Annotated in this window: 16 protein-coding genes; all 16 read right to left on the bottom strand. The window is 37.5% G+C overall.

From position 1 onward, the window contains the following. Positions 1–4 precede the first annotated feature (4 nt). A complete protein-coding gene (locus D7029_RS04480) occupies positions 5–556 on the bottom strand; it encodes a fimbrial protein (RefSeq protein ID WP_194951962.1) in 552 nt (183 codons plus the stop codon). A 10-nt stretch (positions 557–566) separates the two neighbouring features. Next, positions 567–1,052 (bottom strand): fimbrial protein, encoded by a 486-nt coding sequence (locus D7029_RS04475; protein ID WP_228766734.1) that lies wholly within the window; start codon positions 1,050–1,052, stop codon positions 567–569. A gap of 18 nt (positions 1,053–1,070) precedes the next feature. Further along, positions 1,071–1,628: a fimbrial protein gene (locus D7029_RS04470; RefSeq protein ID WP_228766733.1), complete on the bottom strand. Its 558-nt coding sequence runs from the start codon at positions 1,626–1,628 to the stop codon at positions 1,071–1,073. Positions 1,629–1,639: 11 nt separating this feature from the next. Beyond that, positions 1,640–2,398, bottom strand: a complete 759-nt coding sequence (locus D7029_RS04465; RefSeq protein ID WP_194951960.1) for a fimbria/pilus periplasmic chaperone — start codon at positions 2,396–2,398, stop codon at positions 1,640–1,642. A 45-nt stretch (positions 2,399–2,443) separates the two neighbouring features. Then, the gene (locus D7029_RS04460; protein WP_194951959.1) at positions 2,444–5,065 is read right to left on the bottom strand and encodes an outer membrane usher protein; all 2,622 of its coding nucleotides are present in this window, start codon (positions 5,063–5,065) and stop codon (positions 2,444–2,446) included. 20 nt (positions 5,066–5,085) lie between these two features. Beyond that, on the bottom strand, positions 5,086–5,646 hold the full coding sequence (locus D7029_RS04455; RefSeq protein WP_270754177.1) for a fimbrial protein: 561 nt from the start codon (positions 5,644–5,646) through the stop codon (positions 5,086–5,088). A gap of 89 nt (positions 5,647–5,735) precedes the next feature. Then, entirely contained in the window at positions 5,736–6,263 is a 528-nt protein-coding gene (locus D7029_RS04450) for a fimbrial protein (protein WP_194951958.1), read from the bottom strand. Positions 6,264–8,201: 1,938 nt separating this feature from the next. Next, positions 8,202–8,522, bottom strand: a complete 321-nt coding sequence (locus tag D7029_RS04445) for a helix-turn-helix domain-containing protein (RefSeq protein ID WP_088493554.1) — start codon at positions 8,520–8,522, stop codon at positions 8,202–8,204. Between the two features lie 21 nt (positions 8,523–8,543). Then, on the bottom strand, positions 8,544–9,371 hold the full coding sequence (locus D7029_RS04440; protein ID WP_194951957.1) for an adhesin: 828 nt from the start codon (positions 9,369–9,371) through the stop codon (positions 8,544–8,546). Between the two features lie 21 nt (positions 9,372–9,392). Beyond that, positions 9,393–9,941: a fimbrial protein gene (locus D7029_RS04435; RefSeq protein WP_194951956.1), complete on the bottom strand. Its 549-nt coding sequence runs from the start codon at positions 9,939–9,941 to the stop codon at positions 9,393–9,395. A gap of 10 nt (positions 9,942–9,951) precedes the next feature. Next, positions 9,952–10,437: a fimbrial protein gene (locus D7029_RS04430; RefSeq protein ID WP_023581062.1), complete on the bottom strand. Its 486-nt coding sequence runs from the start codon at positions 10,435–10,437 to the stop codon at positions 9,952–9,954. Positions 10,438–10,448: 11 nt separating this feature from the next. After that, the gene (locus tag D7029_RS04425) at positions 10,449–10,994 is read right to left on the bottom strand and encodes a fimbrial protein (RefSeq protein WP_088493558.1); all 546 of its coding nucleotides are present in this window, start codon (positions 10,992–10,994) and stop codon (positions 10,449–10,451) included. 13 nt (positions 10,995–11,007) lie between these two features. Then, a complete protein-coding gene (locus D7029_RS04420) occupies positions 11,008–11,766 on the bottom strand; it encodes a fimbria/pilus periplasmic chaperone (protein WP_194951955.1) in 759 nt (252 codons plus the stop codon). Between the two features lie 55 nt (positions 11,767–11,821). Further along, on the bottom strand, positions 11,822–14,437 hold the full coding sequence (locus tag D7029_RS04415; RefSeq protein ID WP_088493560.1) for an outer membrane usher protein: 2,616 nt from the start codon (positions 14,435–14,437) through the stop codon (positions 11,822–11,824). Between the two features lie 21 nt (positions 14,438–14,458). Continuing rightward, entirely contained in the window at positions 14,459–15,007 is a 549-nt protein-coding gene (locus D7029_RS04410) for a fimbrial protein (protein WP_153050571.1), read from the bottom strand. A gap of 95 nt (positions 15,008–15,102) precedes the next feature. Beyond that, entirely contained in the window at positions 15,103–15,630 is a 528-nt protein-coding gene (locus D7029_RS04405) for a fimbrial protein (RefSeq protein ID WP_023581066.1), read from the bottom strand. Positions 15,631–15,887 lie beyond the last annotated feature (257 nt).

The following is a 15,887-nucleotide window of genomic DNA, read 5'->3' as shown; positions in this document are numbered from 1 at the left end:
AAGATTAATCATAATTCAGATGGAATGTGGCTATTGCACTGAAACGGCCTCGTTTTATTGACTCGTTTGCAATAGCATTCGGTTCTGCTTGTATAAATGCACGGAACCTTAAAATCGAATCCCCTGAATTTAAGGCGATATTACTTGTTTCCTGATTAATCCGCAGTGGACTACCATCAGAATTTTCTAAACCAATAGCAATGCCTTCTGCTTGGCTTCCTGCACTTAATGCAAGAAAACCTTGCCCAACCATTGCTTGATTTTCATTACCACTGAATGTCACTCTTACTTTCTTATTAATAGAAAGGTCACATTCTGATAAATGAATTTGAAAAGTTTGGCTATTTGTTCTACCCGCGCCAATATAAAATGTTTTATCAGGTACATTACCAAATTCTAGAGAAATGGTTTCATCACCTGGCTTAATCACACAAGGCTCATCCACCAATGTGCCATAAAGTCGCATATTATTCGGTGCTGCATTGGCTGTTGTTAGTGTTCCCATTAGTAGCGTTAACCCGCAAATAACAGGAAGCGATAATGTCTTAAATTTCATTTTCACACTCCTATTGATATTCAGCGAGTAATGTTGCTGTTACTTCGAATGGGCCTTTTGCCAATGTACTGCCCGGTTTTTTCACCGGAACAGCTTGAATAACAGGTGGCTTAGTGGGCGATATAATAACGCGTTCATTTAAAATAAAAGGTTCGCCATCACGTATCATATGTATGGCTAAATTTGCCATGTTAGTCTGTAATCCCGCATCATCAAATTGGCTTTTAGGACCAATAATTGACAAGGTAAGATCCCAACCCTTTATATTTTGATCGCACTTTAATGTGTAATTCACAGGTTTTGTGTAATTAATTCCATCTACTCTATTAATACCCACATTGTTGCCAAAAAAGACTTCAATTAAGTTATTATTTTCAATCACACAAGGTGGCGGAATTAATAATGTGCCAAATAACTTCATATTGGGTTCATCAGCACTTGCAAACAAAGGTGTCACTGCAAGTAGTGTTGTCAGACAAACCTTTTTCAAATTCATAAGCATTGTGCTGACTCCTTACTGATATTCCATTCGAAGAGTGGCTGTTGCTGTAAATTCACCACCTGTTGTTAATGTTGTCGAATAATCGCGAACAGGTACTGCCTCAAGCTTAGGAAAATCAGGATAAGTAAAGTTTACTGTTTGTCCTAATCTTAATGTCTTGTTTTGGTAAAGAATGCGTACACCAAGCCCTGTAAAATTCGTTCTTAATGCATTTGCATCAAAACTTGCACCATTTCCCACAATAGAGACTTTTAGTGTATTCACTGGCATCTGCTTACATACAGCATTGTAAACAATAGGTCTTGTATAATTAGTACCATCAATACGCGTACTCATTACTTCACCAAAATCGACTTCAACCGTTTTGCCGTTATTAATAACACAAGGTGGAGGTGCGATTACGTTGCCTCTAATATAGATATATGACATCCCCGGTATAACGGCGCTAGGTGCCGCTACCGCTTTAGGTGATGTACTTGCAACAGCAGCTGAACTCAGGACACCAGTAAATGTTGTCATTAATAAAATCAACACTGCTTTGCTTGTGTTTAACCGCTGTTCCATATCCATAAATAAACCTATTAATTTCCAGTCGCTGTTTCTACAACCTTACATTCGTTGCCACTACAGCTAAATTTCAAACGAGGGCGTCCACCGTAGTCATTGATATAACTTAGTACAGGTGATGCACCAAGTGCAGAAGCTTTTAGACTAAGGTCAGCACTACTTTTTGGATCAATCATTAAAGGCATAAATCCAGTTATACTTTCACCTTTTAACCCTGTTAAACCATCAACAATTGTCACAAAATAAGGCGTTGGATTATTAACCTGATAGGTATCCCCTTTCTTCGTTAAGGTGATTTTTTCCTGCCACGGATTTGTTAAATCCGTTTGTGTGGCATAAATAGCTGCTGGACGATAAAACAGTTTAATACGTGTTTGTAATGCAATTTGTAATACGTTTGGTTTATCACTACGTGGTGGAATTTCACGTAAGTTAAAATAGAATACGCTCTCTCTATCTTGAGGTAACTTAGCGACATCAGGTAATGATTGTATTTTTATTTGGCTTTTATCACCTGGTTCAATACGCTGAATAGGTGGCAGAACGATTAATGGACTTTCTACTTTTTGCCCATTGATATCTTCCATCCAACCTTGTGCTAAATAAGGTAGATCTTTATTTTGATTACTAACATTCAGGCTGACAGACTTATCAGCTCCATTAAAAATGACACGAGTTCTATCCAATGCAATCGCAGCAATGGCTTGTTGAGTGAATACCATGCCAGTTAATAATGTGGTTGCTACAATGAATGAGCGCTTTAATAACATCATCTTTAATTACTCTTTTGTTTATAAAATCGTTTAATTTTTCCCTTCTCAACCTTCTGTTTTAACAAGCTGTGGTTGAGATGGTGATTCGGTTCTCTCTTCTGCTGGAGAAGATATTGATGGAGTGGCTCCACAAGTTAATAATAGTGAAGAAATAAAATAACCTTCATCTAATTTAGGAACTTGTACTGTGCACTGTTTTTTACCACTCCAACGTACGTCTAAAATATCACCTGAATTTATTCCACTGAGATAAACATTACCGCTATCATTCACGATCCCCAATTCACGCCCTTTCGTGGTGGTAATGCTTGCTCCAAATGGTGGATAAGTACCGTCTTTCAAACGTACGATTGCCATCGCTTTTTGCCCTGCAATAACATCAAACTCACGGTAACCAATAGCCCCTTCAGTCAGGGTTAATTGTTGTATTGAACGTACCGCATCGACATCATCAGGTAATTTATCTAAATCGATTGTTGCACTATTGCGATAATAGTTATTAATATCTGGAAGTACTGCTTTACCAAAGGCATTGGTGTAGCTTACTGCCCCTAAACTTCTCACTGGGACTCCAGAAACGCCATTAGTATCAACTAATAGCCGCGCCGCTCCCGGCATTGCTGTACGGTGGAATGCGCCACCTTTTGGTGTCAACGTTGCCCCACCTTGGAATGAAAGTGATGCCGATGTATTTTCACCTTGAATATGGCTTGCACTTGCAGTGACTAATGCAGTATCACCATAACGAGTATAATAAGCGTCAGCTGAAGGACGACCACGGCTACTTAAACCAGCACCTAAACGATAGTTATTATTGTCATCAAGACGGTCGAAATAACTTACGTTATGTGAATTACCGTGTTTATTAATCACAGTGTTATAGCTAATTGTGGCTTTATCACTCCACGGCATACTGACGTTCAGATAAACACCATCATCATTCGTGCCATTAAATTTGTTGCGATATGCTGACAAGTTAAAGTTAATATTTTTAAACTTACCAATATCCATAAACTTAGATAAAGATAAGTTGTAGTAATCGTTATCAGGCTTATTCCAATAAGTTTGGTGGTTATAGTTAAGATAAGCACTCAAACCTATATCTGGGAATTGCTTACTTAATGTTATGGTATAGAGCTCTTTGTTATTATCGCGGTTATTGTCACGATAACGACGATCCAAATATTGATCCATACTCATAAAGTCACGTTCTGAGAAGCGATAACCGGCGAAAGTCACCTGACCATTAATTTCTTCAAAACGTTTAGAGTAACTGACTCTATAAGAACCACCGTGATAGTTGTTACCATCATTAGGAATTTTTGCCCATGAATGTGTCGCATCAAATGAAATTGCACCTAATACCATCAAGTCACGACCAATACCTAAAGAAACAGAATTATAATCCCCTGCAACTAATGACCCCCCATAGAGTGACCAACCATTAGCAACACCCCATGAAAACTCACCCATTGCAAAAACAGGCCCTTCTGTCTTGTGATCCATATCAGAAGGTTTACCTGCTGATAATTTATATTGCACACGACCCGGACGTGTTAAGTAAGGGATACTTGCGGTATCCATTTGATATTCTTGTACTGAGCCATCTTGCTCTTCTACTCGAATATCAAGCTTACCACTCACTGCATCATTAAGGTTTTGAATACGGAATGGACCCGGTGCGACTTGAGTTTCATAAATAACACGGCCTTGCTGACTAATTGTTACTTTAGCATTAGATTTCGCCACACCCGTTACTTCAGGAGCATAACCTCGTAAGTTTGGAGGTAACATCTGGTCATCAGTCAGTAAACTGATACCTGTAAAACGGAAGTTATCAAAAACATCAGAGCGTGAGTAAGTCTCACCCATAACAAGGCGAGCACCCCACTGAGTGATTGCTCTATAAAGATAATATTGGCTCCAATCCCAATCATTTTCTGAGCTACTATTCACACCTGTTGTATGTTGATAGCTTGCTTGCCAATCAGCACGGAAACGCCAAACACCTAAGTTCGCCCCCGCAGTACCACTTCCTGTTACTTGTTGTCTTTGTTTACCATTTGCAGGATCGTTGACGTTCGCATTGACGTTATAGTCAAAAATAAGACCTGAAATCCCCTCATCCCAACGAGAAGGCGGATCCCAGTCTTCAGTTGAATATTCAACATAAGCTTGCGGAATGGTGACAATAAAGCTACCCGCACCTAAGTTAGTGCTTGTTGTCATACCCGGCAATGAGGACTCATTAAGACAGGCGTCACCATCCTTCCAAGTTACCGCTTTAACCCACTCTGGTTTCAGCGTAAATTGATTGACCAATTCACGAGGAATACAAGGAATACTCGCTTTAGGATCATTTTCGGGAACTATATAATTAATAGTATAGAGATCAGGTAATTCATTATTATTAACTTTAACAATGAATTCATATTTTCCTGGCATAATATAGCCAGCTCTAGAGAAGTCAGATAAATCAATATTTTGTTTATCTTTAAGATCAAGAATATCAGAGTTAAACTCGATGTCACTAGCAGCAAACACCACATTAGAAGCACTTGCCATACCAGCAATAATTAAATAGATCAGTGCCGCAACAGGTCGAATAGTATGCTGATTACTCTTTTTTTCTGCTTTTCGTGAAGCAGTTTTGAATGATTTAGCCATAAATAATCCAACCAATCCATTTAATAATATTCGAGTTTAAAACGCAGGGTTGCTTGGTAATTACCTGCTCGTGGAATTTCGTTATTTTTGACGAGTCTTGCTTGATATAGCAAAGACAACGATTTTGTATCAATATCCACAGGAGGTAGAGGTTTCCCTGGTATTGCCAATCTTCCATAACGGTCAGCAATAGCTAACGAAACACCTTTCGCGTCACCAAAAAGTTGGAATAATCCGTTCTGTGCGGGGCCTTCAAAAGTAGCAATAAAACGAGGACGCTCAGCTTGTGTACCTTTCTGGTCAACAAGAGAACATTCTGTTAAGCGAATAGAAAAATATTCAATAGGACCTTGGCCTTCGACAGCTAAGGTTGGAATAGACACGGTACTTAAAGAGATAACTTGCTCTCGGCTTCCTGCTGAGATGGTACATGTTGGTTCTAAAATAGAGCCTTGTAGACTAACCACGCCGAATCGCTGATGTGATTTTACATCTTGTTTTATGTCGGTCACTGCTATTACAGGTTTAACAAATAATCCTGTTGCAACAAGTAATAATAGTGGCACCATTTTGCGATTCATTGCGCTCTACTCCATAAAATAAACCATAAAAAAATAATGCTAGAAATGAAGCCCTATACATCCTTATACAGGGCTTAAAAGAACATCTATTATTGGTAAGTTAATGCGAAAGTAGCGATCGCAGTAAAGTCACCAGGTACAGCTGCATCTGTTGCAGAACCTTTTAAGTAAGCTGCAAAGTTCAGATCATTGTTACCGTCACGTAATGTTTGAGCTTTAGTTGGTTCACCTAATTTGATTTGTGTACCACCTGCATCAGTAATAACAACTGCTGCATTTTGCGCTAAACCTTCGATACCTAAAGAGCCAGGCAGGATAGCCGCTGCTTCAGCACCAGTGAAAGTAGTTTGAACTGTTTTATAAGTTTCAGTAGAGCATTGCAGTAATTTGATTTTGAAAGTGTTAGAAACGCTACGGCCGCCATCTTTCAGTGCATTTGCTGAAACTTGTCCTAGTGGAACACGTTGGTCACCTGAGTTAGGATCAATTGAACATGGAGCATCGATGATTGAACCCCAAAATTCTACAGTACCATGACCTTGATCAGCCGCGAATGCAGAACCAGCAGCAACTGTTAAGCCTAAACCTAAAACTAAACCTAATTTATTTAATTTCATCTTTATGTTTCCTGAAAATATAAGAACGAAGATATTTAAAATAATAAAATTCAATATAAGCAAATTGCTTAAATGAATGACACACTAAATAGAGTTTCTATATTTTGATAAATTTCATCTAACCAATTTCATATTTAATTATGAAACCAGATAAAGGAACCGTATCAAGTTGGATATATTATTCGCTCGGGTTTTATTTAAGTCAAACCACCAAAAATTAATTAAACCTATTTTATTAATTTACTGATATTAGGTGTATTTTTTACATTTTCATACAAAATATTACTTTTTGAAAATGACGAAATGGAATTTAAAACCAACAAAATACTCTTAAAAAGAGAAATATGAGATTTAAATTCTGCCATCTCAAAATTTAAAGTTAAAAGATCTAACTTTCTTTTTACGAATAGGAGTAATTGTCAATTAAGTAACATTTTATTATTTATTTATCTTAACCTAATATAACCAAAATTTTACATATTGAAACAAATCAAATCTAATATATTGATTTATAAGTAGATCAAAATAATGAATTTGTTAATTGATTTATTATCATTATTTACTCCCATGCGGAAATCACATTAAATAAATCTTTTAATGATAATCTTAAATTGAATTGGATATTAAAACACCAACCCCAACAATATATAACTCATTGTATTTAATAGATAAATTAATAGTTACATCTTTTATAGTTACGCATATTTACAATAAATAACATAAAAAGAGTAAAAAAATTATAACACATTGATTTATAATTAATTATACAAATAAGTCAGTCAAGAATAGAGTGTTTTGATAATAATTTAACACTTAGACATAAGTATTTATACTTAAGAAATTGAAGTCAAAAAGCGAGTTTTTTATACGACTTGCATTTTTTGATTAAGAACACTCCTATATGTTAACTAGCTGATAATTCAAAAAAGAAATTCGTGTAATGCTCATTTCCCCCTCAAAAAAAACCAAAAATCTAATCATTTGATTGAGAATAATTACGCCTTTTTTGGGTAAAAAATTTAATGTATTTACTAAGAGCTACTTCAAACATTTAAATTATTTATTTATTGGATTATTGACTATTTTACGTATTGCTACTAATTTTATTATTAGCTTATTCATATTATTACTTTCCCACAGAATCCACATATTTTTATCCAAACAGAAACACAGTAAAATACATTTCATTCACATTAAATATATATTAACTTAACATTACTCATTTAAAGCGTATATATATTAGTCGTTATTACTTGTTTTTTAATTATCAAATCTTTTTCAATAAGAATATTGGAATTTTTTTATCTTTACGATAAATTAGGAATAGTTTTATATTATTTGAATAGATTTAACTCATTTTTGAATAGTTAATTAATTTAAAGAAGTAAGTTTTAAGGTATATATTGGAAACAATCTTTTATCGACCAAATGATAACAAGTTAATAATTTAAATAAAAATAGAGAATTCCATTAATATTATTTAATTATTCAACTCACCACCTCTTAATAAGAATGTCATTATTAGAAGATCTTTATTTAATAAATTAAGTTAGATTTATTTATCTTTTTCATGATGTAATAAAAAAAAGACATGTTTAACTTAATAGAAGCCTATATTTGCAAGACACTCGCTTTAAGAGTATTCCGATCCCGCTTTTCAAGAAAAATACCTGTTTTAGATAATTATTATCATCATAAAATGATAACTTTACTTTTATGACCCATTTTTTCCTCTTATCAAAGTGTAAAAATTGATTATCTATCCCCTCTCTTTTTTGCTGATTACACGATCAATAACTCAAGTTTAACTAACAGTACTTAGTATTTTTTAGCATAAAAAAAGGGCAGGGTTTCCCCTGCCTTACCAATTTGGTAATCAATCAAAGAAAAAGCATACGCTCTAAAACACCAAGTTTGAGTTCCTTTTAGCGATATGCATTAGTATAAAAAAACATCAGGCATCGCTTCAGCAGTGATGCTACTGCGTTTATCAATTCGCTGATTTTCAGATGAAGATTTCGAGGTAAAGCAGTCTTCGAAAAACCAATAAATAGGAGTATTCAGGTAATTCGCTAACAAAACGAGGTAACTTAAATCTATTTTATTCATTCCTCTCTCATAGCGAGAAAATTGCTGTTGGCTTACACCTATTTTTTCAGCAATCTGCACACCGGTATAACCTAATTCTTTACGTTTTTTCTGAATTCTCTTGCCAACTAATGCATTAACATCAATATCTGTAAAATCGTAATTCATCATAATATTCACCCATTATCATGATTAAGGCATCGTTAAAATAATTGAACCTGAACCAGAGAAATAGCCCGGTGCAACGCGACCATTGGTATGTAAAACTGATTTAACCTCTACGGGTATCGTTCCATTTTTAGGAACATCAATGACAGACCCCTTTTCTCCCGGGTGTCCATCAAGAAATAAATCGGCATAGAGACTGTTATCTGCTCGTAATGGCACTCGTCCACTATCTGAACCTGATGCAATAACCAGAACTTTCATTGCCAAGTTACAAGTCACATTAATATTTTGAGCGCGTTCCGCATTTTCCAAACTCACTTCATCAATATCGCCATAATTTAGATTTACAGCTCCTTCTGTTATTTTGCAGGCACCTACTGGTGGCGGCGCGATACCACATAGTGATCCTGGTAATAAACGTCCATTTGGAGACCAACCTCCTTCCTTAGATTCATAAAATAGTCCAACACACTCTTGATTTGAGGTTAACGGATCACCATCGTGTCTTGCCGTTCCTTGTATTGGAAAACTTTCAACTTTCATTACTGCTTCACGAACCCCTGCTAAATACTGTTCCTTTTCAACACGAACAATACTTCTTACTGCCGACCCCGGAGAACCATTAGCATCATGTTTATGGTTAATGGTTATCCAGCATTTACTCCAGCCATAACAAGGATTGGGAGTATAAGGATCTTCAGGATCCCAACGCTGAATAACATAGGTATAAGTGGCGTGAGCTGGCTCACCTTCAGAATGTGTAATATAAGAAAAGATAGATGCCATCGTAGGTGCTGAAAACAGCAAACCTATTGCAATACATAAAGCCGGAAGTCGCTTTAATATGGACATATAAAACCTCAACCCTAATAATTAGTCATAATTCAAATGGAATGTGGCTATTGCGCTAAACGGGCCGCGTTTAATGGACTGGTTAGCAATCGCATCCGGCTCCCCTTGAATAAAGGCATAAAAATTTAAAATCGTGTCATCTGCATTTAATGACATTTTGTCTGTTTCTTTATTAACAGGTAGCGCATTTCCATTTTCAGATTCCAGTCCAACAGCAATACCCGCCGCTTGACTACTTGGGCTGATCGCTAAAAAACCTTGTCCTGCCATGGCTTGATTTTCATCACCTTTAAAGGTGATTTTGACACTTTTACCAATCGTTAAGTCACATTCAGACAAACGTATTTGAAACAATTTGCTGGGTGTTCGTTGATACGCATAAAGGTTTTTATCCGGAATATTGCCAAAATCTAACTCAACGGTTTCGTCCCCGGGCTTTATGGTGCAAGGCTCATCGACCAATATGCCGTGAAAGCGCATATTATCTGGCGCAGAGAAAGCGGTTGATGTTAATCCCATAAATGTGGCAAAACCCAATACGAACGGGATCGATAATCTTGTTATATTCATCAATACGCTCCTATTGGTATTCAGCAAGCAGTGTTGCAGAAACTTCAAATGCACCTTCAGGCAAAGTGCTCCCCGGCCTTTTAACAGGTACTGCTTGGATCACCGGTGGATTATCGGGTGATATCGCAATACGCTCGTTTAATTTAAAAGGCTTACCATCTTGCGTGAGATGAATACCTAAATCAGGAATATTGGTTTGTAGCGCTGCTTCATCAAACTGTGTTTTAGGGCCAATAATAGAAAGCCCTAAATCCCAACCTTTTAAATTTGGATCACAGACCAATCGGTAATTCACGGATTCGGTGTAGTTAATGCCATCTACTTTATGAATACCTACATTGTGCCCAAAATAGACATCAATCAGTTCGTTGTTACTGATGACACAAGGTGGTGGCACTAATAAGGTGCCAAACAATTTCATATTAGGTGCATCTGCGCTCATGACAGAATAAGAATTCAGTAATGCAATCAGGCACATGTACTTTAATTTATTCATCTTCTGACCTCTTACTGATAATCCACATGCAGTGTGCCACTTGCGACAAAATCACCACCCACTAAGGCTTCATTCTGATCACGAACAGGAATAGCTTCTAATTCAGGTAAGTTGGGATAGGTAAAATTCACCGCCTTACCTAAATCTAATAAGTTTCCTTGATACAGAATACGCACGCCCAATCCTGTAATATTTGTTTGTAGCGCATTTGAATCGAAGCCAGTTGCGCTACCCGTAACATAGACTTTCATCGCATTTGTCGGCATTTTTTGGCAAGTCGCGGTGTAGTGAATAGGCTCTTTATAACGAACACCATCAATACGTGTACTCATCACCTCACCAAAATTAACTTCGATCATTTTGCCGTCATTAATTAAGCAAGGCGGGGGCGCAATGACATTCCCTGAAATATTGATATAAACAATTCCCGGAATGACATCTTTCACCGCTCTAGCGGGTAAATTCGCAACAGCAGTAAAACTTAGGCCTCCAGTAAACGTTGCCAAAATAAGAATCAACACTGCTTTGCTTGGGCTAAACCGCTGTTCCATTTTCATAAAATAGACCTATTTAGTTTCCTGCTGATGTTTCTGCGACTTTGCATTCATTGCCATTACAAGTGAATTTCATCTGTGGGCGTCCACCGTAGTCATTGATGTAACTGAGTACAGGTGATGCACCAAATGCAGAAATATGCAGATTTATCGTTCCTGTGCTTCTAGGGGCAATCATGATCGGTTCAAAACCGTCGAGGCTTTTTCCTTGTAATCCTGTTAGCCCATCCACTAATGTCACGTAATAAGGTGTTGGGTTATTCACTTCATAACGATCACCTTTCTTTATTAAGGTGATTTTTTCCTGCCAAGGATGGGTGAGATCCGTTTGTGTGGCGTAAATTGATGCGGGGCGATAAAACAGTTTAATTCGTGTTTGTAATGCAATTTGCAACACGTTAGGTTTATCACTACGAGGTGGAATTTCACGCAAGTTGAAATAGAAAACGCTTTCTCTATCTTGTGGTAACTTGGCAATATCTGGTAATGACTGCACTTTTACTTGGCTTTTATCGCCCGGCTCAATACGCTGAATTGGAGGCAAAACTAATAATGGGCTGTCAATACGTTCTCCATTTTCATTTTCCATCCAGCCCTGAGCCAAGTAAGGTAGCTCTTTGTTTTGATTGCTGACATTTAAGCTAATAGATTTATCTGCACCATTAAAAATGACGCGCGTTCTATCTAAAGCAATCGCAGCAAGGGCTTGACTAGTAAAGACCATTCCAGTTAATAAAGTGGTTGTTACAATGAATAAGCGCTTTGATAACATCATTTTGAATTACTCTTTTTGTCTGAAATTATTTTTATCTTTCCCTTCTTTCCTAACCTTATTGTGTAATCAGTTGAGGCTTAGGTAAGGGCTCTGTTCTTTGATTGATTGTCGAAGGTGTTGCATCTCCATCACTACAAGTCAGTAATAATGAAGACATAAATAATCCTTCAACTAATGTTGGAATACGAACTTTGCACTGCTCCTGACCATTCCAACGCACACTCAATACATCATCACTATTAATCCCCGTCAGATAGACATTCCCACCATCATTGACAATACCAAGCTCACGCCCTTTCTCGGTTGTGACACTGGCACCAAATGGTGGATAAGTTCCGTCTTGTAAGCGAATGACAGCCATGGCTTTTTGTCCCGAAACCACATCAAAGTGGCGGTAGCCTATTGCACCTTCTGTTAGGGTTAATTGTTGAATTGAGCGTAATGCTTCAGCGTTATCTGGCATCTGATCAAGGTCGATACTGGCACTGCTGCGGTAATAATCATTGATATCAGGCAGTACGGCTTTACCAAAAGCATTGGTACGAGTAATAGCGCCGATACTTTTCACTGGTACATCAGAAATACCATCTGTATCAACCAATAAACGAGTACTACCAGTACGACTTGTACGGTGTAATGCACCACCTTTTGGTGTTAATGTTGCTCCACCTTGTAGTGATAATGTGGCTGATGTGTATTCGCCATTAATATGGCTCGCACTGGCAGTGACCAATGCAGCATCAGCATAATGCATGAGATAGGCATCTGCGGATGGTTTACCGTTACTGCTTAAACCAGCACCAACACGATAGCTACTATTGTCATCAATACGATCGTAATAACTGACATTATGTGAATTACCGTGCTTATTAATCACAGTGTTGTAGCTAATGGTCGCGCGATCGCTCCAAGGCATACTGACATTCATATAAACGCCATTATCATTGGTGCCATTAAATTTATTGCGAAACGCTGACAAACTGAGATTGATATTTTTAAAGCTACCAATATCCATCGTTTTGGCTAACGATAGGTTATAGTTATCATTATTAGGTTTATTCCAATAAGTCTGATGACTATAGTTTAAGTAAGCACTCAACCCCCATTCAGGGAACTGCTTACTAAACATAATGGTATAAAGCTCTTTATTGTTATCTTCTTCACCACCACGATAACGGCGATCTAAATATTGATTCATACTCATAAAGTCACGTTCAGAGAATCGATAGCCTGCGAATGTCACTTGGCTATTTATTTGTTCAAAACGTTTTGAGTAACTTAAGCGATAGGAACCACCGTGATAACGCTTATTATCACTTGGAATTTTTGCCCAAGAATGTGTCGCATCAAAAGAGATAGCACCCAGTGCCATCAGGTCACGACCAATACCAGCAGAAACCGAGTTATAATCTCCCGAGACTAATGAACCACCATAAAGTGACCAACCGTTACTGATCCCCCATGAGAATTCACCCATACCAAAAATAGGACCTTCTGTATTACGGTTCATATCCGACGGTTTACCCGCAGATAATTTATATTGCACTCTGCCGGGACGTGTTAAATAAGGAATACTTGCAGTATCCATTTGGAACTCTTGAACAGATCCATCTTGCTCTTCAACACGCACATCTAATTTGCCACTTACTGCATCATTGATGTCTTGAATACGAAACGGTCCCGGAGCCACCTGAGTTTCATAGATCACACGACCTTGCTGGCTAATCGTTACTTTCGCATTTGTTTTTGCTACTCCCGTTACTTCAGGGGCATATCCCCTTAAGTTAGGTGGTAGCATATTGTCATCCGTAGACAAGTTAACCCCAGTAAAACGGAAGTTATCGAAAATATCAGAGCGTGAATAAGTCTCCCCCATTACAAGGCGAGCCCCTAATTGCGTAATTGCTCTATAAAGATAAAGTTGGTTCCATTTCCAACTATTTTCAGTGCTATCAGGAAGACCCGTTGTATGCTGATAACTTGCTTGCCAATCGGCACGGAAACGCCAAACACCAAGGTTTGCTCCCACGGTTCCTAAACCTGTAACTTGTTGGCGCTGTTTCCCTTTAGCGGGATCGGTCACGTTAGCATTGACGTTATAGTCGAAAAGTACGCCTGAGATACCATGATCCCAACGAGACGGTGGATCCCAGTTTGGTGCTGAATATTCAAGATACGCTTGAGGAATAGTAAGAATAAGATTGCCATTTCCCAGACTTGCATTTACCGTCATTCCGGGAATAGAAGAGATATCAAGACAACTTCCATTATCTTGATATTTCACTTTTTCAGCCCATTCAGGTTTGAGCCCTATTTGGTGGATCAATTCTGGTGGTAGGCAAGCCTCGCTACCTTTAGGATCATTAGCTGGCACAACATAGTTAATGTTATAAAGTTCAGGGAGTTCATTATTATTCACACGAACAACAAACTCATATCGGCCGGGCATAATATAGCCAGCACGAGAGAAATCTGATAAGTCGATATTTTGCTTATCTTTTAGATCCAAAATATCGGCATTAAATTCAATATTACTATTTGCTAAAGCTGAACTTGAAATACTGGAAGCGCCAGTAAGAATTAAATAGATCAGTACAGCAACAGGCCGAATAGTATGTTGTTTTTTCTTTTTTTCCGTCCCTAAACCAACGGTTTTGAATGTTCTAACCATAAGTTATCCAACCCGATCCATTTAATAGTATTCCAGCTTAAATCGCAGCGTTGTTCGGTAATTTCCAGCTTTTGGTATTTCGTTGTTTTTGACTATTCGCGCTTGGTAAAGTAACGCCATTGATTTAGAGTCAATACCAACAGGGGGTAATGGCTTACCCGGAATTGCTCGTCTGCCATAACGATCAGCTATCGCTAATGACGCACCTCTTGCTTCACCAGAAAGTGCAAAATTACCATTCCCGTTAGAGGGACCTTCAAACGTTGCAATAAAACGAGGGTTGTCCGCTTCCTGACCTTTTTGTTCAATTAGCGTACATTCCGTTAATCTGATAGAAAAATACTCAATAGGTCCTTGCCCTTCAGTCACCAGCATCGGAATTGAAACCATTGTCAGTGGAATAACTTGTTCACCACTTCCTGCTGCAATCGTGCAAGATGGTTCTAAGATCGAGCCTGAAAGATTAAGTACCCCAAATCGCTGATGCATGTTTTTATCTTGTTTTACATCACTCGCTACTGCTGTTGTTGTCAGTAAGCTGGCAATAAGGCATAGCCATAGTGGTGTCATCTTGCGATTCATATTTTTCTCCGTAAGAAAAAAATCGTTAAAAATAGACACAGGAAAAAAAGCCCTGTACATCCCTGTACAGAACTCATTTTTTCTTACTGATAAGTCAGTGCGAAAGTTGCGATTGCAGTGAAGTCACCAGGAACAGCAGCTTCTGCAGAAGAACCTTGTAAGTAAGCAGCAAAGTTCAGATCGTTATTACCATCACGTAATGTTTGAGCAGCACTTGGTGTGCCTAATTTGATTTGTTTGCCACCAGCATCGGTGATAACAACAGCAGCATTTTTAGCAATACCTTCAATACCTAAAGAACCTGCTAAGATGTCTGCATCTTCTGAACCAGTGAAGGTTGTTTGAACAGTTTTATAAGTTTCTGTTGTGCAATTCTCTAAAGTAATTTTAAAATCACGAGAATTACTACGACCGCCATCTTTTAATGAAGCAGTAGAAATTTGACCTAATGGAACAGTTTGATTTTCTGAATCAGGATGAATAGAACAAGGTGCATCAATAATTGAACCAACAAATTTAACTGTACCGTGACCTTGATCAGCAGCGAATGCAGAACCTGCAGCAACAGATAAACCTAAGCCAAGAACTAACGCTAATTTATTTAATTTCATCTTTTTGTTTCCTAAAATATAAAGGACGAAGACATTAAAAATAATAAATTCACTAGGAATAAATAATTCCTAATTGAATGACTCACTTATTGAGTTTTTGAATTTTGGTATATCTGTGCCCCGTCCTAAACGAAATTAAATATCGTTAGAAACAAAACAAAATACACCAAATTGTTTTGTTAAAAATTTTCATCTCGAAATTAAACGTATTTAGATAATCAATCTTTAAATATCGGAAAAAGAGTTTATAATTCTAA

The organism is Proteus vulgaris, from assembly GCF_016647575.1.
Classification (GTDB): Bacteria; Pseudomonadota; Gammaproteobacteria; order Enterobacterales; family Enterobacteriaceae; genus Proteus; species Proteus mirabilis_B.
This window is presented reverse-complemented; position numbering and strand designations above follow the sequence as displayed.